Source organism: Maribacter sp. 6B07 (assembly GCF_002700155.1).
GTDB lineage: Bacteria > Bacteroidota > Bacteroidia > Flavobacteriales > Flavobacteriaceae > Maribacter > Maribacter dokdonensis.
In genome coordinates, this window is record NZ_PDUT01000001.1 from 1653082 (window position 1) to 1672855 (window position 19774).

A 19774-nucleotide genomic window follows, 5' to 3' on the forward strand; every position below is an offset into this window, starting at 1 on the left:
TGCTATGAAATTTAAAGCCAGATAGATTTTCTATCTGGCTTTTTTATGTTTGGCCTATAGGCTATTCTTTTTTGCCATTGCTGGTAAGTACATCTACCAGGCCATCTTGTAGGTTTATCCACAAATAATTGAAAAACGATTTATGTTGTGTGCGTTCAACGGAAATTGTACCATACCTAAAACCGTTTTCATCAGCTTTTGAGCCATCGTTAACAAATAAATTACCAATAAAGGAAAGCACTTTTTTTACACCGTTTCTTTCTTTGTTCAACAACTGAAATTTAAAATCTTCATATCGCATTTTGATGTCTCCGCTAGAGGTGTATTCATCACCCGATATGGTAAAATAGAGTTGTTCAATGGTTCCGGTAGTTTGGGTTCTTAAGTTGGGTACAAGAAAATCGTTTAGCTTTTCAGTATAAAAATTTGAAAGCTTGCCAGATATTAAAAAAGAATCATGTGGATCGTTCACGTTGAAATTCCAATCTAAGTGCAGTGCACCGGCATCCATTAAATGAGCGTTTAGCTTAATGTTTACTGTATTGTTAACTGTTGTCAAATTGGATAGATTATTTATATCTGCATTTAAATTGGTAAAACGTAAAGCACCCGCTTTTACATTATTGGGTGCATCTTCTTTATAAACAATTGTTCCTTGCTGAATTAAAATGGCATCTATTGCTATTATAAAGGGTAGTCTTCTTAACAGTGTACCGTAAAGAGGCTTTGTACTAAAATCTTCCAATGGAGACTTATCCCTATAAATTTCTAGGTTGGGCTCTATGAGTTTTACTTCTTTGAAATTAATTTGAAGTGAATCTTTGTTGGCCACATAATTGTGATCGTTGATAGAAATAGCCGGAATTGTTAAGCTTACATGATCTCTCTCATAGGTAATTTGCTTACTGAGTTCTGCTTTAGAATATTTGGTTAAAAGAGAAATATCAGTCATGTCTATAGAAGAATTGTTCATCACTAAAGAGGTCATTTGCAGATTTTCGTATTCCCCAAGGGGAGCTTTAAATTGCGCTATTTCTATTTGATAATTAGAAAATGTAAACGGAACATATTTGGTAATTGTCTCGGGGTCGGTAGCTACATCTTTTAAATGAAGACCTAAAGATGCTACTGAAATGAGTTCAACTTCTTCATCAGCGTCCCAAATTTCCACAACACCAGATTCGAACTTTAATTCTTCAACAAAAATTTCTTTCAGGAGATTAATGGGATTGCTTTTGTTGGCAACTACGTTGTTAGGGTCTTTTGGGCAAGTTTTAAAATGAAGATGAGGTGTTGACAGTGTCAAGGTTTTTATATGAACAGACTTTTGAAAAAGTATTTTCCAGTAACTAAATCCTTCAATGGAAAGCTCGTTGGCATTTACTCTTATTTCGCACGAAGAGGTTTGCTTGCCTAAACTGACTACGGCAACGTCGGTAAAAGCAATGTTGCCCTCTAATAGGTTTATTGCAAGTTTATCATATGAAAAATTAATGTGATCGGGTACTTTTCGCTCTAAAAAACTGATAATTTCATGCTTCATTTTCCATTCGGCAAGCATATAACCACCTATGGAGAAAATGAGAATAACAACTAGCCATTTTAAAATCTTTGACATAAGGTAAAAGTTAGAGCGTAACAAAAGGTAAAGTACCTATTTGTTGAGAAGTAGATTCTAAAATGGGATTTAGGACCTTGTTACTTATAAGGCTTTTCTATACCCGCGCTGTCAGGGTCCATATATTGCTTAAAATCCGATGCGCTGGTAAGTTCTATGAAATCTTTTCCTTTAATGACAATGGCATTTTTTAAAAGACTAGGTTTTTTATCTAAAATTTTCAACCAACCATCATCATCTAAATTAACGGTTTTATCGCCATACTCATCCTTAAAATCCGGGTGGTCGGTATTTACCAATTCAGAGATGGTCTTGCCTAGGCCATCTGCCAGCTCTGCCCATTGGGTGCCGGTGACATTTGTCTTAGAGATATCTATTGTTAAATGTTCTTTACCAGAAGATTCCACGTAAGCGTTCAATTGCTTACCAATTGAATTTTCTGAACTGTAATAAAGGGTTATCTGTTTTTTATCCATAGCAATTACTCCCATCACTTTTTTTTAAAAGTACTCACAACCACAGGGAGTAATTAACTCGTTTAAAACTAAAAATATCTTGAAAGGTTAAATAGGGGTAACACCGTGCGATTTTATAGTATATTGTTAATAAACAATTTATAAGGTGGTGAATACTTTTTTTTGGGTTGCATATATAGCGGTAACGCTGTGGAGTATCGTCAATATTATTTTCAATGGATCAAGGGCAACTAAGATGATTAGTTGGTCTTTGTCTGTTATAATATTTCCTTTTTTGGGTCCGCTGTTATACTATTTGTTCGGTATTAACAGAAGAAAATTCAAGCTGTTTAAATTAAAACAAACAGAGAAAAGACGATTATATTCTGAAACCTATAAAGAGTTGGAGGGCGGTGAACAAAGCGTTCATGATTTTGATGACTACAAGAGAGATAAATTAGCATCACTAATAAGAAAGAACAGTTATTTTGCTCCTTATGAAGGTAATGAGGTAACCTTGCTCAATAGTGGAGAAGAAGCCTTTGGAGCCATATTCAAAGCCATTAAGGGGGCTAAGAAATTCATACACATCCAATACTATATTTTAGAAGATGGAATGTTGTTAGACAAGTTTTATGAACTGTTCAAAGAGAAGGTAAAAGAAGGTGTAGAAATTAGAATGTTGTATGATTCTTTTGGTAGCAATTCAATGCGGGGTAAAAGAGTACAGCGATTTAAGGATATTGGGGTCAAAGCATTTTCTACGATGCCCATTCGTTTTGGAAACCTCTTGTTTACCCTTAACTATAGAAATCACAGAAAAATTGTAATTATAGACGGTAACGTTGGTTTTACCGGTGGTTTCAATGTGTCCGATAAGTATATGAAGCCAGTGTCAGAGCTGGGAATATGGCAAGATTTGCATGTACAGATCAAAGGACCGGCAGTAAATAGCTTGCAGCGTGTTTTTGTAAAGGATTATCATTTTGCGGGTAAAGAAGAATTGTTGTTACAGGATAAATATTTTCCCAAAGTAGACTCTTCTGGCAAAACGGTTGCGCAGATTATTTCAAGCGGACCAGATTCTAGATACCCTGCAATTATGCAGCAATATTTGGCAATGATCAATATAGCCACCAAGAGTATTTGCATTGCCAACCCTTATTTTATCCCTGGTGAGCCGGTCTTGGAAGCCATAAGAATTGCGGCATTGAGCGGAATACAGGTCACATTGTTGACCCCAAAGATTTCAGATTCATTGTTGGCACAATACAGTATGTTCTCCACTTTTGAAGCATTGCTTGAAGTGGGCGCCAATATATATTTAAGACCGGATTTTTCTCATAGCAAGGTCATTATTATTGATGGGGAAATAGTATCGGTAGGCTCAGGTAATTTTGATTACAGAAGTTTTGAGCACAATTTTGAGACCAATGCTATTTTATACGATAAAGAAAAAGCTTCTGAAATAGAGAAGTTGTTCGAGTCGCATTGCACCGATGAGGTTAAAGTTGACCTTGAGGAGTTTAAAAAAAGATCCCCATTTAGTAAATTTTTAGAAGGGCTTGCCAAATTCTTTAGTCCACTATTATGATTACACCAGAATCCGTTAAAAAATTAAACTATTTAATCTTATTTATATTCAGTTTCCCTATGGTTGCATCTGCACAACATATAATTCCAGAAGTAATAACCCAAGAAGCAAAAATTGCGCTTTCCCATTATCCGGAACTTACAGATGTTGCTATTGAATTTAAGTTCAAGAAGAACATTAAAAAGTCTACCATGCAAGCACAACCTTCTTTTTGGAGTGTTTTTAAATCAAAGAAAAACAGGTCATATAAAATATTGATAAGCGAAAGAATAAAAATTGCCGATTCTGTGTATTATACCAAAGACATTCCGTCAGAAATTATGATCGGATGGTTGGGTCACGAACTTGGGCATGTGATGGATTATCAACAGCGCAGTGGGTTGAATTTAATTGGATTTGGGTTTAAATATATAACCTCTAAAAATTATATACGTGAAGCAGAACGCCGTGCAGATTCTTATGCGGTAAACCACGGTATGGAAACCTATATACTTGCTACAAAAGAGTTCATTTTAAAGAAAGCTGGCTTAACCCAAAAATATGTGGATAGAATTAAGAATTTCTATCTATCCCCAGAAGAAATAATGCTTTTGGTAGAAGAGAGAGACGCCGCACTTAAAGAATAAGATAATAGGCTTTATTGATGTTTTTTAACGAAAGCTTCCCACTCGGCAAACTTTTCCTCTTTCATAACTCGCTCCATTTTTACTTGTCCGCCTTTCTTTTTGTTACTATCGTTCCAACCGTAAAAAACTTCTGGATTTACCGTGAATACTTTCACTCCTTTCAAAGCTTTAGACCTGGCAACCTTGTAATTTTTATTGGCAGCTTTTAATGATTCGTCAAGTTTTTCCGCAATCTTTTCAGGGTTTTGAGTAGTGGTAGTGCCTAGGTACCATGTATGGTAAAAACCATCTTCGTACTTTTTTGCACAAAGGGTGTATTCCGGCACTTCAATGTCAAAAGTTTCCATGATATCTTGTAGCGCATCATCCAATTTATTGACAGATAACTGTGAACCCACGGTGTTTAAGAAAAATTTGGTGCGCCCCGTAATTTTTATTTCGGCACGTTCCACATCTGTAAATTCTATGGTATCTCCAATTAGGTAACGCCAAGCACCGCTGACCGTACTGATAATGAGCACGTAGTTCTGTCCTTTTTCAACTTCAGAAAGAGTTAATGATGGTGCATCTTGAGCAAGAGAACCATCTTCAAGAATATAATCTGGATCAAAAGGAACAAACTCAAAGTAAATACCATTGTCGGTCACCAACTTCATGGCGTCGGTTTCTGGTCTTGCTTGAAAAGCAATAAACCCTTCAGATGCCAAATAGGTATCAATTACCGTAACGGGTTTGCCCATTAAGGCGTTAAAACTCTTTTCGTAGGGACCAAAAGCCACTCCACCAGATGTGTAGACCTGTAGATTGGGCCATATTTCGTGAATGTTGTTAAGGTTGTGTTTTTTAATGACCTCCTTCAGCATTAGTTCTATCCAAGAAGGAATTCCGCTTAACGCTCCAATGTCCCAGTCCGCAGCCTTTTCTGCAATCTTTGCAACACGTTCGTCCCAATCATCAATTTGGGCAATTTCCTTTCCAGGTTTATAATAACCACTAAACCATGACGGAATGTTACTGGCACTAATACCACTGATTTCACCTTCTAAATGATCATCGTTTTCAACCAAATCCGTAGAACTGCCCAGCATTAAAATGCCGGTTTCAAAGAAATCTGCCGGAAGATCGAAGTTTGAAATGGCCAGCACCTGCTTTATACCTGCTTGTCTTATGGCATCTATCATGGCATCTGTTACGGGAATACGTTTACTTGTTTTTCCAGTAGTACCGGAACTCAGTGCAAAATAATCGGGACTACCCGGCCATGTGACATCGGTTTGTCCCTCATGTAATTTATGCCACCAAGCATCATTGATTTGATTATAATCAAAATAAGGAACAGCATTACGAAATGCCTGTTGAGGGTTGTTACTCTCTAGAATATCTTCAAATGCATACGCTTTACCAAAAGAAGTGTCTTTTGCCGTTTCCAATAGGTTTTGAAGCACAGCCTTTTGATCTTCAATAGGGTTGTCTTCACCGGTAATTTTATCGGTAACATTGATAACTCCTTTAATAAGGTTTCCTATGATATTCATGAGCCAAAAGTGTTTCTAGATTAATGGCTATAAAGGTAGGTCTGGGTAGAGATAAAGATTAACCCTAATCTGAAATATGTGGACTTTATTAAGCTTTATCTGAGAATAAGCAAGATTTAACTAAGCATAATAAGCACGGCACCTACAGCGGTCAACACCAAAATCATTTTTCTGAAAAATGTTTCTTTAATGTATTTAATAAATTTGACCCCTACGAAGAAACCCAATAGAATGCCAGGCAAGAGCATCAAGTTTAATTGTAACGACTCTACGGAAATGGTTTTCCAAACAAAAAAGTGAAAGGGTAGTTTAATAATGTTTATGATCAAGAACAACCAAGCCGCAGTGCCAATAAAATGGTTTTTAGGTAGGCGCATGGCTAAAAAATAAATATTGGAAAAAGCTCCCGCCAAATTTCCCACCATGGTGGTAATACCTGCAATGGTACCAATAGATCCTGCAAACGACCAATGTGAAGGAACGTTCTTGTCTTTTTTACGGTCCCAATAGAACATCATACCTACGGTAATGATGATGATGGTGGCCATTGCTATTTTAAAAAACTTCTCAGGCAGCCCATTACCAACAAACACCCCTATTAAAAGTCCGACCAACATCCATGGCAATACTTTAAAAACATATTTCCATTGGGTGTATTTATTATAGTAGATAACGGAAAAAATATCGGCGAGAACCAGTAACGGTACTACCATACCCGTGGATTGTCTTGCGCCAAATGCCAACGCCATGATCGTAACGTTTAAAACGGCAATGCCTTTTATTCCCGCTTTGGATAATCCTATGATAAAGGTGGCTATAGAAGCAAGAATCCAGGCCGTTGGGGTAATTTCAGAAGTTATTGATAGTAGCACGTAGTACGTTTAGCGTATTAGATATAAAAATGTCCTAAAATAATATATCTTTAACAATCAACCTAAAACCAACTTATGGAACTCAGTACATTAGACTATGCATTTATTATAGTTTTCTTCTCTCTTGTCTTAGGAATAGGAGTATATGTGTCAAAGAAATCAGGCAAAAACTCTTCAGAATTTTTTCTATCGGGCCGTACAATGCCATGGTGGTTACTTGGTCTTTCAATGGTAGCGACGACATTTTCAACGGATACCCCCAATTTGGTAACAGATATTGTTCGTACTAACGGAGTTTCGGGGAACTGGGTGTGGTGGTGTTTTTTGATTACCGGTATGTTGACCGTTTTCGTTTATGCCAAACTTTGGCGTAAATCTAACGTAAATACAGATTTAGAGTTTTATGAAATGCGCTATGGTGGTAAGCCTGCGAGTTTTTTAAGAAAGTTCAGGGCGGTTTATTTGGGCGTTATCTTTAACGTGATTACCATGTCTGCGGTAACCTTGGCAGCAATTAAAATAGGTAGTATAATGCTAGGTCTAGAACCATGGCAAACCGTGGTCAGTGCAGGTCTTATAACGGTTACCTTTAGTGCCTTAGGCGGATTTAAAGGTGTGGTATATACAGATTTCCTTTTGTTTTTTGTTGCCATGGCCGGTGCCATAGGAGCAGCATATTATTTAGTGAATATTCCTGAAGTTGGAGGAATTGAAGCTTTAATGGCGAATGAAAATGTAACAGAGAAACTGAACATATTGCCAGATTTCAGTAACAAGAAAGCATTGATTACCTTGTTTATAATACCGCTGGCCGTTCAGTGGTGGAGTTCTTGGTACCCAGGTGCTGAGCCAGGCGGTGGTGGTTATATTGCACAACGTATGTTGGCGGCAAAAGATGAGAACCATGCTATTGGGGCAACCTTCTTTTTTAATATTATGCACTACGCATTAAGACCTTGGCCATGGATTTTAGTGGCATTGGCTTCTATAGTAGTTTATCCAGATTTGGCGAGCATACAAGAAGCTTTCCCTAATGTAACGGCAGATAAATTAGGTCATGATTTAGCGTATTCGGCAATGTTGACCAAACTACCAAGCGGATTGTTAGGAGTTGTTTTAGCATCTTTGGTGGCGGCCTACATGAGTACCATTAGTACCCAATTGAACTGGGGCTCTTCATACATTGTTTATGATTTTTATAAACAACAGATTAATCCTAATGCATCTGAAAAGCGATTGGTGGCGGTAGGTAGAATTTCAACCGTAGTATTAATGATATTCAGTGCGGCACTGGCATTATTGCTACAAAACGCATTACAGCTGTTCGATGTGCTATTGGCATTCGGAGCAGGTACAGGGCTGATTTTTATACTTAGATGGTTCTGGTGGAGGATTAATGCATGGAGTGAGATTACGGCAATGTTTGCATCGGGTATTATTTCTATCATCTTAAAATTAACTCCCGTTGGTGCATATTTATTTGCTACCGAAACAGGTTTGTTGCCAGATTGGTCAGAGTATATATTTATAGTAGTGGTAACGACCATTATTTGGTTGATCGCTACATTTATGACGCAGCCAGAGTCTAATGAAACGTTGAGAAGCTTCTACAGAAAAATACAACCAGGTGGACCGGGTTGGTCCAAAGTAGTTGATGAAGCAAAAACCGATGCAGTGGAAATTGTAAAGGATAAGGAAAAGTGGAGTGTACCTGCAGGGGTAACCGCAATGTTATTAGGTGTATTATTGATTTATTCGATCATGTTCGCTACCGGATATTGGATCTATGGTAGAACTACCCAAGCAATCGTATTAACGGTTGTTTCAATAATAGCAGGTGTATTGCTGGTAAAAGCATGGAATCGCTTAAAAGGCAATATTTTATAAGATCAGCATGAAGAAGGACAGAATTGTTTCGGTCGACATCTTTAGAGGAGCTACCATATTATTAATGGTATTGGTAAATACACCAGGAACATGGTCAAATGTGTACGGGCCTTTTTTACATGCAGATTGGCACGGTTATACACCAACAGATTTGGTTTTTCCGTTCTTCTTGTTCATTGTTGGTACATCAATAGCCTTTTCCTATAAGAACAGAATTGTTGATGCAAAAGCATATAAAAAAATTGCGATCCGGGCATTGAAGTTAATTGCTTTGGGTCTTTTCTTAGGGGCATTTTTAATTCATTACCCATTCTTTAAAAATTTCAGTGACATTAGATTTCCTGGGGTATTGCAACGTATAGGAGTGGTATTCTTTTTAACAGCTATTTTGTTTATTAACCTAAGTTGGAAAAAACTAATTTGGGTAACGGCGGTATTACTAATAGGATATTGGTTGTTAATGACGTTCGTTCCTGTAGAAGGAGTGACATCCACCTTGGAAAGAGCACCCAATAATTTGGCAAACTGGATAGATGTAAAAGTTTTTGGTACGCATAACTATAAGGCAGATTACGATCCAGAAGGCTTGTTAAGTACAGTACCAGCTATTGCCAGTTCTTTATTAGGGGTATTTACAGGATTGATACTAACCGCTAAGCAAGAAAAGAAAGCCACTATTCTAATGGGCATAGGCGGCAGCTTCTTGATCATAGGGCATATGTGGGATTTAGTGTTTCCTATTAACAAAGCACTATGGACAAGCAGTTTTGTATTGGTCACTGCAGGTTGGGCAAACCTTATTTTGGCACTTATATATTACCTGACAGATGTAAAGAAAATTGAATTTGGATCTATATTCAGATATGCAGGAGCAAATGCTATTGTAATATATTTTCTTTCTAGCTTCATTAGCAAGGTGATGGGTCAAATACAAGTGGGCGACACCTCATTACACGGTTGGTTGTTTCAAAAAGTATATGTCCATGACTTTCTTGCACTAGAAACTTCATCCTTATTATATGGGCTAAGTGTAGTACTGTTCTATAGTCTTGTGGGCTATATCCTATATCAGAAAAAGATATTTATAAAGGTGTAGCAATAGGCTTACTTAATCATCAATTTTGCTACGTACTTGCCAATAACATCAAATTCCAAGTTTACAATGGTGCCCGGTTTATAGGTGTTAAACCTAGTGTGTTCGTAGGTGTAAGGTATAATGGCAACTTCAAAAGTATTCTTGCCAGAATTAACTACGGTTAAGCTTGTACCATCTATAGTAATAGAACCTTTTTCAATAGTGGGGTTACCAGTTGCCGCATCATAGGTGAAAGAGAAAATCCAGCTTCCACTATCTTCTCGAACACTTGTACATTCCCCGGTCTGATCTACATGGCCTTGAACAATATGCCCATCTAACCTGGAGCCCAAGATCATAGCACGTTCAAGGTTGACCGTATCATTTATCTTAAGTGTATCAAGGTTGGTTTTATTCAACGTTTCGGCAATTGCGGTAACCGTATAAGTAGTATCCGTAAGGCTAACGACCGTTAAACAAACACCGTTATGAGCTACGCTTTGATCAATTTTAAGCTCTGGAGTTAAACTAGATGCTATCGTAATGTCCAAGTTGCCACCTTTAGGTTCAAGAGCGGTGACTTTACCTAATGTTTCAATAATTCCCGTAAACATGTGTCGTTTAATTTAAGTAATTTTGAAAATTCAAAATTGAGTACAAAGGTACAGATTATCATGGACGAAAATAGGAAAATAAGGTTAGGTATCTCTATAGGAGACTTAAATGGTATAGGTTGTGAGGTCGCTTTAAAAACATTCGAGGACAGTAGAATGTTGGATTTTTGCACACCGGTTATTTTTGCCTCAAATAAGACCGTTTCCTTTCAAATGAAACAATTAAAATTAAATATTGCTTTCAATGGTATACCTCATGCTTCAAAAGCAATAGATAATAAAATCAATATTGTAAATGTTTGGAAAGAAGTGCCTAGAATTGATTTTGGTCAAGCGACCAAAGCAGGTGGCGAGTATGCTATTAAATCATTAAAAGCAGCAGTGGAAGCTCTAAAGAATGGAGATATAGATGTATTGGTAACGGCACCTATCAATAAGAACAATATACAATCTGAAGAGTTTAATTTTCCAGGGCATACAGATTTTTTAGCGCAAGAGCTAGAAGGTGAAAGTCTAATGTTTATGGTTACAGATACGTTAAAGGTTGGTTTGCTTACAGATCATGTGGCCGTAAAAGATGTATCTGCCGCTATAGTACCTAGGTTAATACGTGATAAGATCAACACCATAGACAAATCATTGAAAATGGATTTCGGTATTCGCAAGCCAAAAATAGCTTTGTTGGGTATTAATCCGCATAGTGGTGATAATGGAGTAATAGGCAAAGAAGATGATGAAGTTTTAAAACCTGTCATAAAAGAAATGGCCGAAAAGGGACATTTGGTCTTTGGTCCATATTCTGCCGATAGTTTTTTTGGTTCTGACGCCTATAAAAAATTCGATGCTATTTTAGCGGCATATCACGATCAAGGTCTTATACCTTTTAAAACAATATCGTTTGGGCAAGGAGTCAATTTTACCGCCGGATTGAATAAAGTAAGAACTTCACCCGATCACGGTACCGCATTTGAGATAGCTGGTAAAGGTGTTGCAGATGAAAGTTCTTTTAAAGAAGCTGTGTTCATGGCATTGAACATTTTTAAGAACAGAACAGAATATCAAGAGCTAACACAAGATGTATTAAAAAAGCAGCGTTTAAAGAGAGAACGTTAAATTTTGGTACAATAAAAAAGTTATAAAGATAAATAGTTGATAACTATTGTCTTTTATTAAAATAATAGTATCTTTGCACCCGCCTTTTATGGGTGATTAGTGTTAATTTAAGTGTGTACGTGATGAAGCAAAAGGAGTTCAATATTCCTTTCTCAGGTTTGAAGCAAGGAAAACACAACTTTAATTACCAGATTGACAATACGTTCTTTGATTCTTTTGGATACGATGAATTTAACGCAGCCAGCATCAGTTTAGATGTAGTACTTCATAAAACAAGTACAATGATGGAGGTTGATATGAACGCATCGGGAACAGTTAATGTAGCTTGTGATATTACCAGTGAACCATACGATCAGTCCATAAGTGGAGATTTACATTTGGTGGTAAAATTCGGTGAGGAGTATAACGATGAAGATGATGAAATTTTGATTCTTCCTCATGGTGAACATCAATTGAACATTGCACAGTATGTGTATGAAATGTTGGTGTTGGCGGTTCCGCAAAAAAGAATACACCCTGGTATTGAAGATGGCACTTTACAATCTGAAGTGTTGGACAAATTGAACGAGCTTCAACCAAAAGAGAAAAGATCAAACAAAGAAGAAAACGATCCCAGATGGGATGAATTAAAGAAACTATTAACGGATAAATAAGGTTTAAATGGCACATCCTAAAAGAAAAATTTCCAAAACAAGGAGAGACAAGAGAAGAACTCATTATAAAGCGGTAGCACCTACTTTAGCAAAAGATTCTACTACAGGTGAAACACACCTTTACCACAGAGCACACTGGCACGAAGGTAAATTACATTATAGAGGTCAAGTTTTGGTTGATAAAACCGAAGAAGCAGAAGCTTAAGACTTTTTTACAATATACTAAGCTCCCACTTCATTAGAAGTAGGGAGTTTTTTTTAGTCCAATTTGTATTTTATCACCTTGTAACTCAGATAATTTAAAAGGTTATAGCCTTAGTGCTATCAATTGCAATTTTTCAAAAACCCGATAACTTTAGGCGAAAAGTCGTTGAAAATCACTAATTTTCATGACTTTTGACTCGTTTTTTAAGTTTTTTACAAGAAAGCAAATAAAGTATGACCAAAATTACAGCAGCTATTACCGCAGTAGGAGGCTATGTTCCCCAGTTTGTAATGACGAACAAAATGCTTGAGGAAATGGTTGACACCAATGATGAATGGATTACTACCAGAACAGGTATTAAGGAAAGAAGGGTGTTAAAAAAGGAAGAAGGGGAAGGTACTTCGTATTTAGCCATTAAGGCGGCCCAAGACCTTATGGAAAAGAAAGGGCTTGATGCTGCCGAAATAGATTTGGTCATTGTAGCTACCGCTACACCAGATAGTATGGTAGCTTCTACAGCAGCTTTCGTAGCTTCTGAAATTGGGGCTGTAAACGCCTTTGCTTATGATCTATTGGCGGCATGTTCCAGTTTTCTTTTTGGAATGTCAACGGTTGCGGGGCATATTGAGACAGGTAGATATAAAAAGGTATTACTTATAGGTGCAGATAAAATGTCATCTATAATAGATTATACAGATAGAACAACCTGTATAATTTTCGGTGATGGTGCCGGAGCAGTACTTTTTGAACCTAATACCGAAGGCTTGGGTCTACAAGATGAATACCTTAGGGCAGATGGTACAGGAAGACAATTTTTAGGCATGGAAGGCGGTGGATCTTTAATGCCGGCCACAATTGAAAGTGTAACCAATAAAAAACACTATATTTTTCAGGAAGGAAAAACAGTGTTCAAATTTGCGGTTTCCAATATGGCAGATGTAGCGGCCAAGATCATGGATAGAAATGATCTTACCGAGTCAGACGTTGACTGGTTGGTGCCACATCAAGCTAATAAGAGAATCATTGATGCCACAGCAAAAAGAATGGGTGTAGATGATTCAAAAGTGTTGATGAATATTCAGCGCTACGGTAATACCACATCCGGTACATTACCACTTTTACTTTTCGACTACGAAAAACAGCTTAAAAAAGGGGATAACTTGGTTTTCGCGGCCTTCGGTGGCGGCTTTACCTGGGGTTCTATCTACCTTAAATGGGCGTATAACTAACATCAACTACCAATTATAACTTAGAGAAATATGGATATTAAAGAAATTCAAAGCCTTATCAAGTTTGTTGCCAAGTCTGGCGCTAGCGAGGTAAAACTCGAGACGGATGATATAAAGATTACCATCCGTACCGGAAGCTTAACTGGTAATTCTGAGCCAACCTATGTGCATACAATGCCTATGGCTCAACCTGCCGTACCTGCTCCTGTAGCAGCTGCACCGGCAGAAGTAGCTGCACCTGCAGCGGCTGCATCTGAAGCTGAGCAGAAAAAAGCGGATGATGATAAATACATCACGATCAAATCTCCGATCATTGGTACTTTCTACAGAAAACCTTCTCCTGACAAACCAGTATTTGTTGAGGTAGGAGATACTATAGGGACCGGCGATGTACTTTGTGTTATTGAGGCAATGAAATTGTTCAATGATATAGAATCTGAAGTTTCTGGTAAAATTGTCAAGATTTTGGTAGATGACTCTTCTCCAGTTGAGTTTGATCAGCCATTATTTTTGGTAGACCCTTCTTAACTAAATTTTGAGTAGTCATTGTTAGATACCGTTATTGAACGGTGTGTAAGAATCATGTAGAACCAAGAACTTAAAATTTAAAAGATGTTTAAAAAAATACTGATTGCCAATAGGGGAGAAATCGCTTTGCGTGTTATCCGTACCTGTAAAGAAATGGGTATTAAAACGGTAGCCGTTTATAGCAAGGCCGATGAAGAAAGTTTGCATGTTCGTTTTGCAGATGAAGCTGTATGTATTGGTCCTGCCGCTAGTAGCGAATCTTATTTAAAGATCCCTAACATTATTGCTGCTGCTGAAATAACCAATGCAGATGCAATACACCCAGGGTACGGTTTTCTATCTGAAAACTCAAAGTTCTCACGTATCTGTGCAGAACACGATATAAAATTTATTGGAGCATCTGGCGATCAAATTGATCGTATGGGTGATAAGGCTACGGCCAAGCAAACCATGAAAGAGGCAGGTGTACCTTGTGTACCTGGTTCAGATGGTCTTTTAAAAGATGTTGCCGATGCCAAGAAAGTAGCCAAAAAAATGGGCTACCCGGTAATGATCAAAGCTACTGCCGGTGGTGGTGGTAAAGGTATGCGTGCCGTAATGTCTGAAGACAAAATGGAAGAGCTTTTTGATAGTGCCGTAAATGAGGCTACCGCTGCCTTTGGTAACGGTGGTATGTATATGGAAAAGCTGATCGAAGAACCTCGTCATATTGAAATTCAAATTGTCGGTGATCAATTCGGTAAGGCATGTCACTTATCTGAAAGAGACTGTTCAGTACAACGTCGTCACCAAAAGTTAACGGAAGAGACTCCTTCACCTTTCATGACAGACAAGTTAAGGGAGCAAATGGGTGAAGCTGCAGTTAAAGCTGCAGAGTACATAAAATATGAAGGTGCAGGTACTATTGAATTTTTGGTAGACAAGCACCGTAAGTTCTATTTTATGGAGATGAATACACGTATTCAGGTAGAGCACCCAATTACGGAGCAGGTTATAGATTACGATTTAATTCGTGAGCAAATATTGGTAGCCGCTGGTGTGCCAATTTCCGGTAAGAACTATCTTCCAAAACTACACTCTATAGAATGTAGAATTAATGCAGAAGATCCTTATAATAATTTTAGACCATCGCCGGGTAAGATTACGACCTTGCATACACCAGGTGGTCATGGAGTTCGTATGGATACCCACGTGTATAGTGGGTACAGTATTCCTCCAAATTACGATTCAATGATCGCTAAGTTGATTACCACCGCCCAAACTAGGGAAGAGGCAATCAATAAAATGAAACGCGCCTTAGATGAGTTCGTAATTGAAGGGATTAAAACCACCATACCTTTTCATAGGCAATTAATGGATCACCCAGATTATTTGGCGGGTAATTATACTACGGCCTTTATGGATGATTTTAAAATGGATCCTCCAAAAGAACATTAATAAAAACTCCAACAGCAATGTTGGAGTTTTTTTTGTTCTATTTTGTGATGGAATTTCTATCTTATATCACAATCAAAATAGTACTATGGATCTAAGCTACTGGGAACGTACATCATGGTTTTCTAATATCGATTTTACAATCGTGGGTAGTGGTATAGTAGGTTTAAATTGTGCTTTAGAATTGCGTAGGCAGCATCCAAAAGCACATATTCTAGTATTGGAAAAAGGTAAACTGCCGCAAGGCGCTAGTACAAAGAATGCTGGTTTTGCCTGTTTTGGCAGTATTTCAGAAATCTTATCGGACCTTAAAACACATACAGAACTAGAAGTGGTGCAATTGGTACAAGATAGGTTCAATGGCATACAATCGCTTCGTACTATTTTGGGTGATGCTGCCATAGGATATCAAAATAATGGTGGACATGAATTATTTCTGGAAAAAGATTTAGCCTTGTATGAGAGATGTATACAGAAGATGGAAACCATCAATGAGTTACTACACCCTGTGTTTAAGAAGAATGCTTTCAAAATAGCTCCAAATGATTTTGGTTTTAAAGGGCTTCATAAAAACTACATTTCACAAGTTTTTGAAGGACAAATAAACACGGGTAAAATGATGTGTTCTTTGGTACAATTTGCACATCAAAAAGGCATCAGAATCCTAAATTCAACACAGGTGAAAACTTTTGAGGATTCCGGTTCGTCCGTAACGGTTAAAACAGACGACATAGAATTTGTGACCAAGAAATTGTTAATAGCTACAAATGGTTTTGCCGCCCAATTACTATCGGAAAATGTAAAACCGGCAAGAGCACAAGTGTTAATTACAAAACCGATAAATAGTTTGGTCATTAAAGGCACGTTCCACTTAGAAGAAGGGTATTATTATTTTAGAAATATTGATGACCGTATTTTATTGGGCGGCGGAAGAAACCTAGATTTTAAAACAGAGGAGACTACCGAGTTTGGAACTACAAGTTTGGTAGAAAATAAACTTAAAGAGCTGCTTTCCAATATCATTTTACCAGAAACGGCTTTTGAAATAGATTATAGTTGGAGCGGTATTATGGGTGTTGGTCAACAAAAGAAACCAATTGTAAAACAAGTATCTGCTAATGTAGTTTGTGGTGTGCGTTTAGGTGGCATGGGCATTGCCATAGGTACTACAATTGGTAAAAATTTAGCACGTTTGGTCAGCGAATAAATGCACCATTTAACCTGTTTTTTTAAATCTTGTCCAAAAGAGAGGTGTACTCTTGTTTTTATTTATAAATTGTATGCCCCCTCAGATTATCTATTACCCTAAATGCGCTTATAAGTTTGCCCTAGAACAGTGAACTTTTAAGAAGGTTTGTAATAGCATGTATACTATATGAGAACATTATTTAATAGAATTGCTACGGCTGTGCTATCAGTTGTATTGGGTTTTGCTTGTTTAACAAGTTGTGGATTGACAAAAACCGATTATCAGCGAGAATATGCCAGGGTATGGAAAGAGCATATTAAGAGCGAAGCATGGAAACAATCTCTCATTTCAAATAATGAGTATGCCAAAGATGATTTATATGCCAGTACAGACACTGAAGTGACTTTAGCAGAAGAGGAAACAAAGGTTTCCGGATTCAATGCCACATATGAGTCTTTAGTTTCAAAAGCCTATTTTAAAATTATTACCGAAGCGGAAAAAGCAGATGCTAAAATTACAGCAGACTACAAGATGCTAAAGGATAATGAAACAGCACTAAAAGTAGACAAGAAGAGGGCACAAGCGATTACAAATCGCTATGAAGCACATAAAGCAATGCTTAGCGGGTTAAAATCTTGGAATATTTTTAGCGAAGACCGCTCTGGTGATTTGGAATATTTTAAGGCAGAAAATGAAATTGAGATTCAAAAGATGCTCAGTGCTGGTGAAAGTGATAATCAAATTGTAAATTACTTGATCTATAAACTGGCAGATCTGTATCACATTGAAGGAAATTGATTCACTTAAAAATCTAAAAAAAGACGCTTACAACTTTTGTGTTCTTTTCGTTAACGAGAGGTTGGCGAGAATTCAAGGTCAGATCAAGGAACTTGAAACGGCTTTAACCTCAGAGACCAAAAGTAGTGCTGGTGACAAGCATGAAACCGGTCGCGCCATGATTCAGTTAGAACGGGAAAAACTAGGGCAGCAGCTGGCTGAACTTGAAAAAACCCAGCAACTATTATCTAAGGTCCCAAAGGAAGGAAGTCCAGAAACTGTAGGTTTGGGAAGTCTGGTCATTACAGACTCGTTCATATATTTCATTGCTATATCAGCAGGCGAATTTAACGGTACGGGTAAGTCCGTCTACTGTATTTCTGCGGCAACGCCTATTGGTAAGCTTGTCTTTGGTAAAAAGGTAGGGGATGTTTTTAGTTTTAATGGTAAAGAACTAAGTATCATTGATGTTCATTGATGAACCTTTGTGCTTAAATTTTAGCTAACTTATAGTGCTATATTAAATAGCTTTTTTTAATCACAGGTAACATTTGATTCAAGTAAATTTTTAGTCAGTAAATCATGGAAATATTCTACCTACTTATTGCAGTCATTGCCATAATTATATTGACGACTAAGCTTAAGATCCATGCTTTTTTAGCCTTGTTTATAATATCTATTTTATATGGGATTTTTGCTGGTATGCCTTATGGCGATATCATTACATCTATAAATGATGGTTTTGGGGGTACACTTGGTAAAATAGGGCTGATTATTGTACTGGGAGTAATTATTGGTGCATTTTTGGAGCATACCGGTGGTGCATTTGCAATTGCAGAAAAAGTCTTAGGGTGGATAGGTAGAAAACGGGTGCCCACGGCAATGGGTATTATTGGTTATATCGTATCTATCCCTGTATTTGCAGATAGTGGTTTTATGTTGCTACATCCTCTGAATAAAAGTCTTTCCAAGAAAGCCAAAATCTCCATTGCCGGTCCGGCAATAGCATTGGGTTTGGGTTTAATGGCGTCGCACACTATGGTACCACCAACACCCGGTCCTATAGCGGCGGCAGGTATTTTGGGTGCAGATTTAGGTTTGGTCATCGCATTTGGATTTCCCACCAGTATAGTCGCTTTGGTTGTCGGTATCATATTTGCCAAAAAGTATGCTTCAAAAACAATGATAGCGCCCAATGTTGAAGATGCGCTAGAAGCAGAACAAGAAATTAAAGATTCGCCAAGCGCTTTAAAGGCCTCTATTCCTATTTTGGTCCCTATTTTATTAATTGTCTTAAAATCCGTCTTGAATTCCATGAACATTGGGCAAGAAAATGGACTTGTAGATTTCATCAATTTTGTGGGTGAGCCGGTTATTTCTTTATTGATCGGCGTATTCTTATGCCTGCTCTTGCCCAAAAAATTAAATTACGATATGCTTTCTTCTGCGGGGTGGGTAGGTAAGGCTATTAAAGACGCTGCCTCTATACTTTTAATTACTGGAGCTGGAGGAATTTTCGGTAAAATTTTACAGAACTCGGGCATAGCCGATATTCTAGGGCAAACCTTGACCGATTATAATATGGGTATCTTTCTTCCTTTTGTTTTAGCTGCGGCCTTAAAAACTGCACAAGGTTCATCTACCGTAGCATTGGTAACTACGGCATCTATCATAATGCCTATGATGTCCTCTTTGGGTTTTGATACAGAAATACAAAAAGCTTTGGTCGTAGTGGTTATTGGGGCGGGTTCTGCGGTAATTTCCCATGCGAACGACAGCTTTTTTTGGGTAGTAACACAAATGAGTGGTATGAACGTAAAAACAGGATATCGACTTTTTGGATTAGGTACGGGCGTTCTTGGTCTTACAGGAGCAATAACTGTATTTGTATTCTACACTATATTCGTTTAAAAATACAGCGTTTAATAATCGGGTTTACTTCGGTTAATTTTTTTGAGCGAAGCAATTTTCTTGCTTTTCAATCTTTTTTCTATAGAAGAACGGGTGGGCTTACTTTTCTTTCGTGCTTTGGGAACGATCAATGATTTTTCCAGAAGCTTAAAAAATCTTTTAATGACCAAGTCTTTATTCTTGTGTTGGCTCCGGGATTCATCGCACTGTAAAATCAAAACACCCTCTTTGCTGAGTTTGTTGCCTAATTTTAAAAGAAGCCTTTTTTTCTGTCGTTCTGTGAGTCCGTCAGAAGCTGCTATCTGAAACGACAATTCTACTTTAGAAGAGACTTTATTTGCATGCTGACCACCGGGGCCACTACTTCTAATGGCTTTAAACTGGAGTTCATTAAGAATTTGTTCTTGGTTCACAATATGCTTTTTGTAAATGTAGTCAAAAAGTAAAGCGTTCTATATA

The 19774-nt window shown here is 37.5% G+C and carries 20 protein-coding genes; 14 read left to right on the forward strand and 6 right to left on the reverse strand.

All coding sequences use genetic code 11. The features are described from left to right. Positions 1-61: 61 nt before the first annotated feature. Positions 62-1618, reverse strand: a complete 1557-nt coding sequence (locus tag CSC80_RS06880; RefSeq protein ID WP_099190663.1) for a hypothetical protein — start codon at positions 1616-1618, stop codon at positions 62-64. An 80-nt stretch (positions 1619-1698) separates the two neighbouring features. After that, positions 1699-2109, reverse strand: a complete 411-nt coding sequence (locus CSC80_RS06885; protein WP_071340709.1) for a hypothetical protein — start codon at positions 2107-2109, stop codon at positions 1699-1701. Between the two features lie 130 nt (positions 2110-2239). Here CSC80_RS06885 and cls point away from each other — a divergent pair, with 130 nt between their 5' ends. After that, entirely contained in the window at positions 2240-3667 is a 1428-nt protein-coding gene (cls, locus tag CSC80_RS06890) for a cardiolipin synthase (RefSeq protein ID WP_236973338.1), read from the forward strand. Between the two features lie 59 nt (positions 3668-3726). Continuing rightward, entirely contained in the window at positions 3727-4293 is a 567-nt protein-coding gene (locus tag CSC80_RS06895; protein WP_091609126.1) for a hypothetical protein, read from the forward strand. Positions 4294-4304: 11 nt separating this feature from the next. Here the strand turns inward: CSC80_RS06895 and CSC80_RS06900 are convergent, their stop codons facing one another. Then, positions 4305-5828, reverse strand: a complete 1524-nt coding sequence (locus tag CSC80_RS06900) for a GH3 auxin-responsive promoter family protein (protein WP_099190665.1) — start codon at positions 5826-5828, stop codon at positions 4305-4307. A 116-nt stretch (positions 5829-5944) separates the two neighbouring features. Then, on the reverse strand, positions 5945-6700 hold the full coding sequence (locus CSC80_RS06905) for a sulfite exporter TauE/SafE family protein (protein ID WP_099190667.1): 756 nt from the start codon (positions 6698-6700) through the stop codon (positions 5945-5947). 75 nt (positions 6701-6775) lie between these two features. On the opposite strand from CSC80_RS06905, the gene CSC80_RS06910 reads away from it, so the two are divergent. Both CSC80_RS06910 and CSC80_RS06915 read left to right on the forward strand, forming a co-directional pair. Then, the gene (locus tag CSC80_RS06910; protein ID WP_058104660.1) at positions 6776-8587 is read left to right on the forward strand and encodes a sodium:solute symporter family protein; all 1812 of its coding nucleotides are present in this window, start codon (positions 6776-6778) and stop codon (positions 8585-8587) included. Between the two features lie 7 nt (positions 8588-8594). Further along, on the forward strand, positions 8595-9683 hold the full coding sequence (locus CSC80_RS06915) for a heparan-alpha-glucosaminide N-acetyltransferase domain-containing protein (RefSeq protein ID WP_099190669.1): 1089 nt from the start codon (positions 8595-8597) through the stop codon (positions 9681-9683). Positions 9684-9691: 8 nt separating this feature from the next. Here the strand turns inward: CSC80_RS06915 and CSC80_RS06920 are convergent, their stop codons facing one another. Further along, complete coding sequence (locus CSC80_RS06920; RefSeq protein WP_099190670.1) at positions 9692-10276, reverse strand: riboflavin synthase; 585 nt, start codon at positions 10274-10276, stop codon at positions 9692-9694. Between the two features lie 60 nt (positions 10277-10336). Here CSC80_RS06920 and pdxA point away from each other — a divergent pair, with 60 nt between their 5' ends. The 10 genes from pdxA (at position 10337) to CSC80_RS06970 (ending at position 19315) form a co-directional block, all read left to right on the forward strand. Further along, positions 10337-11389 carry a 4-hydroxythreonine-4-phosphate dehydrogenase PdxA gene (gene pdxA, locus CSC80_RS06925; protein ID WP_099190672.1) on the forward strand — a complete coding sequence of 351 codons (1053 nt, stop codon included), beginning with the start codon at positions 10337-10339 and terminating at the stop codon, positions 11387-11389. Positions 11390-11511: 122 nt separating this feature from the next. Further along, positions 11512-12042: a DUF177 domain-containing protein gene (locus CSC80_RS06930; protein ID WP_058104664.1), complete on the forward strand. Its 531-nt coding sequence runs from the start codon at positions 11512-11514 to the stop codon at positions 12040-12042. Between the two features lie 7 nt (positions 12043-12049). Further along, positions 12050-12247, forward strand: a complete 198-nt coding sequence (gene rpmF, locus CSC80_RS06935; RefSeq protein WP_058104665.1) for a 50S ribosomal protein L32 — start codon at positions 12050-12052, stop codon at positions 12245-12247. A gap of 233 nt (positions 12248-12480) precedes the next feature. Continuing rightward, the gene (locus CSC80_RS06940; protein ID WP_058104666.1) at positions 12481-13476 is read left to right on the forward strand and encodes a beta-ketoacyl-ACP synthase III; all 996 of its coding nucleotides are present in this window, start codon (positions 12481-12483) and stop codon (positions 13474-13476) included. 30 nt (positions 13477-13506) lie between these two features. Next, the gene (accB, locus tag CSC80_RS06945) at positions 13507-14004 is read left to right on the forward strand and encodes an acetyl-CoA carboxylase biotin carboxyl carrier protein (RefSeq protein WP_058104667.1); all 498 of its coding nucleotides are present in this window, start codon (positions 13507-13509) and stop codon (positions 14002-14004) included. A gap of 84 nt (positions 14005-14088) precedes the next feature. Beyond that, positions 14089-15441, forward strand: a complete 1353-nt coding sequence (accC, locus tag CSC80_RS06950; protein WP_058104668.1) for an acetyl-CoA carboxylase biotin carboxylase subunit — start codon at positions 14089-14091, stop codon at positions 15439-15441. A gap of 85 nt (positions 15442-15526) precedes the next feature. Next, complete coding sequence (locus CSC80_RS06955) at positions 15527-16645, forward strand: FAD-dependent oxidoreductase (protein ID WP_099191454.1); 1119 nt, start codon at positions 15527-15529, stop codon at positions 16643-16645. A gap of 168 nt (positions 16646-16813) precedes the next feature. Beyond that, on the forward strand, positions 16814-17425 hold the full coding sequence (locus CSC80_RS06960) for a hypothetical protein (RefSeq protein ID WP_099190674.1): 612 nt from the start codon (positions 16814-16816) through the stop codon (positions 17423-17425). Further along, positions 17412-17882: a 3-oxoacyl-ACP synthase gene (locus CSC80_RS06965; protein WP_317039916.1), complete on the forward strand. Its 471-nt coding sequence runs from the start codon at positions 17412-17414 to the stop codon at positions 17880-17882. The genes CSC80_RS06960 and CSC80_RS06965 overlap by 14 nt, the downstream gene beginning before the upstream one ends. Before the next feature lie 104 nt (positions 17883-17986). Beyond that, positions 17987-19315: a GntP family permease gene (locus CSC80_RS06970; protein ID WP_099190676.1), complete on the forward strand. Its 1329-nt coding sequence runs from the start codon at positions 17987-17989 to the stop codon at positions 19313-19315. Positions 19316-19326: 11 nt separating this feature from the next. Here the strand turns inward: CSC80_RS06970 and arfB are convergent, their stop codons facing one another. After that, the gene (gene arfB, locus CSC80_RS06975) at positions 19327-19728 is read right to left on the reverse strand and encodes an alternative ribosome rescue aminoacyl-tRNA hydrolase ArfB (protein ID WP_074670663.1); all 402 of its coding nucleotides are present in this window, start codon (positions 19726-19728) and stop codon (positions 19327-19329) included. Positions 19729-19774: the final 46 nt, after the last annotated feature.

Bases quoted from the DNA above. Each gene is read 5' to 3' on its own strand.
- CSC80_RS06880 (WP_099190663.1), bottom strand. From the start codon at position 1,618: ATGTCAAAGATTTTAAAATGGCTAGTTGTTATTCTCATTTTCTCCATA.
- CSC80_RS06885 (WP_071340709.1), bottom strand. From the start codon at position 2,109: ATGGGAGTAATTGCTATGGATAAAAAACAGATAACCCTTTATTACAGT.
- CSC80_RS06895 (WP_091609126.1), top strand. From the start codon at position 3,727: ATGGTTGCATCTGCACAACATATAATTCCAGAAGTAATAACCCAAGAA.
- CSC80_RS06900 (WP_099190665.1), bottom strand. From the start codon at position 5,828: ATGAATATCATAGGAAACCTTATTAAAGGAGTTATCAATGTTACCGAT.
- CSC80_RS06910 (WP_058104660.1), top strand. From the start codon at position 6,776: ATGGAACTCAGTACATTAGACTATGCATTTATTATAGTTTTCTTCTCT.
- CSC80_RS06915 (WP_099190669.1), top strand. From the start codon at position 8,595: ATGAAGAAGGACAGAATTGTTTCGGTCGACATCTTTAGAGGAGCTACC.
- CSC80_RS06920 (WP_099190670.1), bottom strand. From the start codon at position 10,276: ATGTTTACGGGAATTATTGAAACATTAGGTAAAGTCACCGCTCTTGAA.
- pdxA (WP_099190672.1), top strand. From the start codon at position 10,337: ATGGACGAAAATAGGAAAATAAGGTTAGGTATCTCTATAGGAGACTTA.
- CSC80_RS06930 (WP_058104664.1), top strand. From the start codon at position 11,512: ATGAAGCAAAAGGAGTTCAATATTCCTTTCTCAGGTTTGAAGCAAGGA.
- rpmF (WP_058104665.1), top strand. From the start codon at position 12,050: ATGGCACATCCTAAAAGAAAAATTTCCAAAACAAGGAGAGACAAGAGA.
- CSC80_RS06940 (WP_058104666.1), top strand. From the start codon at position 12,481: ATGACCAAAATTACAGCAGCTATTACCGCAGTAGGAGGCTATGTTCCC.
- accB (WP_058104667.1), top strand. From the start codon at position 13,507: ATGGATATTAAAGAAATTCAAAGCCTTATCAAGTTTGTTGCCAAGTCT.
- accC (WP_058104668.1), top strand. From the start codon at position 14,089: ATGTTTAAAAAAATACTGATTGCCAATAGGGGAGAAATCGCTTTGCGT.
- CSC80_RS06955 (WP_099191454.1), top strand. From the start codon at position 15,527: ATGGATCTAAGCTACTGGGAACGTACATCATGGTTTTCTAATATCGAT.
- CSC80_RS06960 (WP_099190674.1), top strand. From the start codon at position 16,814: ATGAGAACATTATTTAATAGAATTGCTACGGCTGTGCTATCAGTTGTA.
- CSC80_RS06970 (WP_099190676.1), top strand. From the start codon at position 17,987: ATGGAAATATTCTACCTACTTATTGCAGTCATTGCCATAATTATATTG.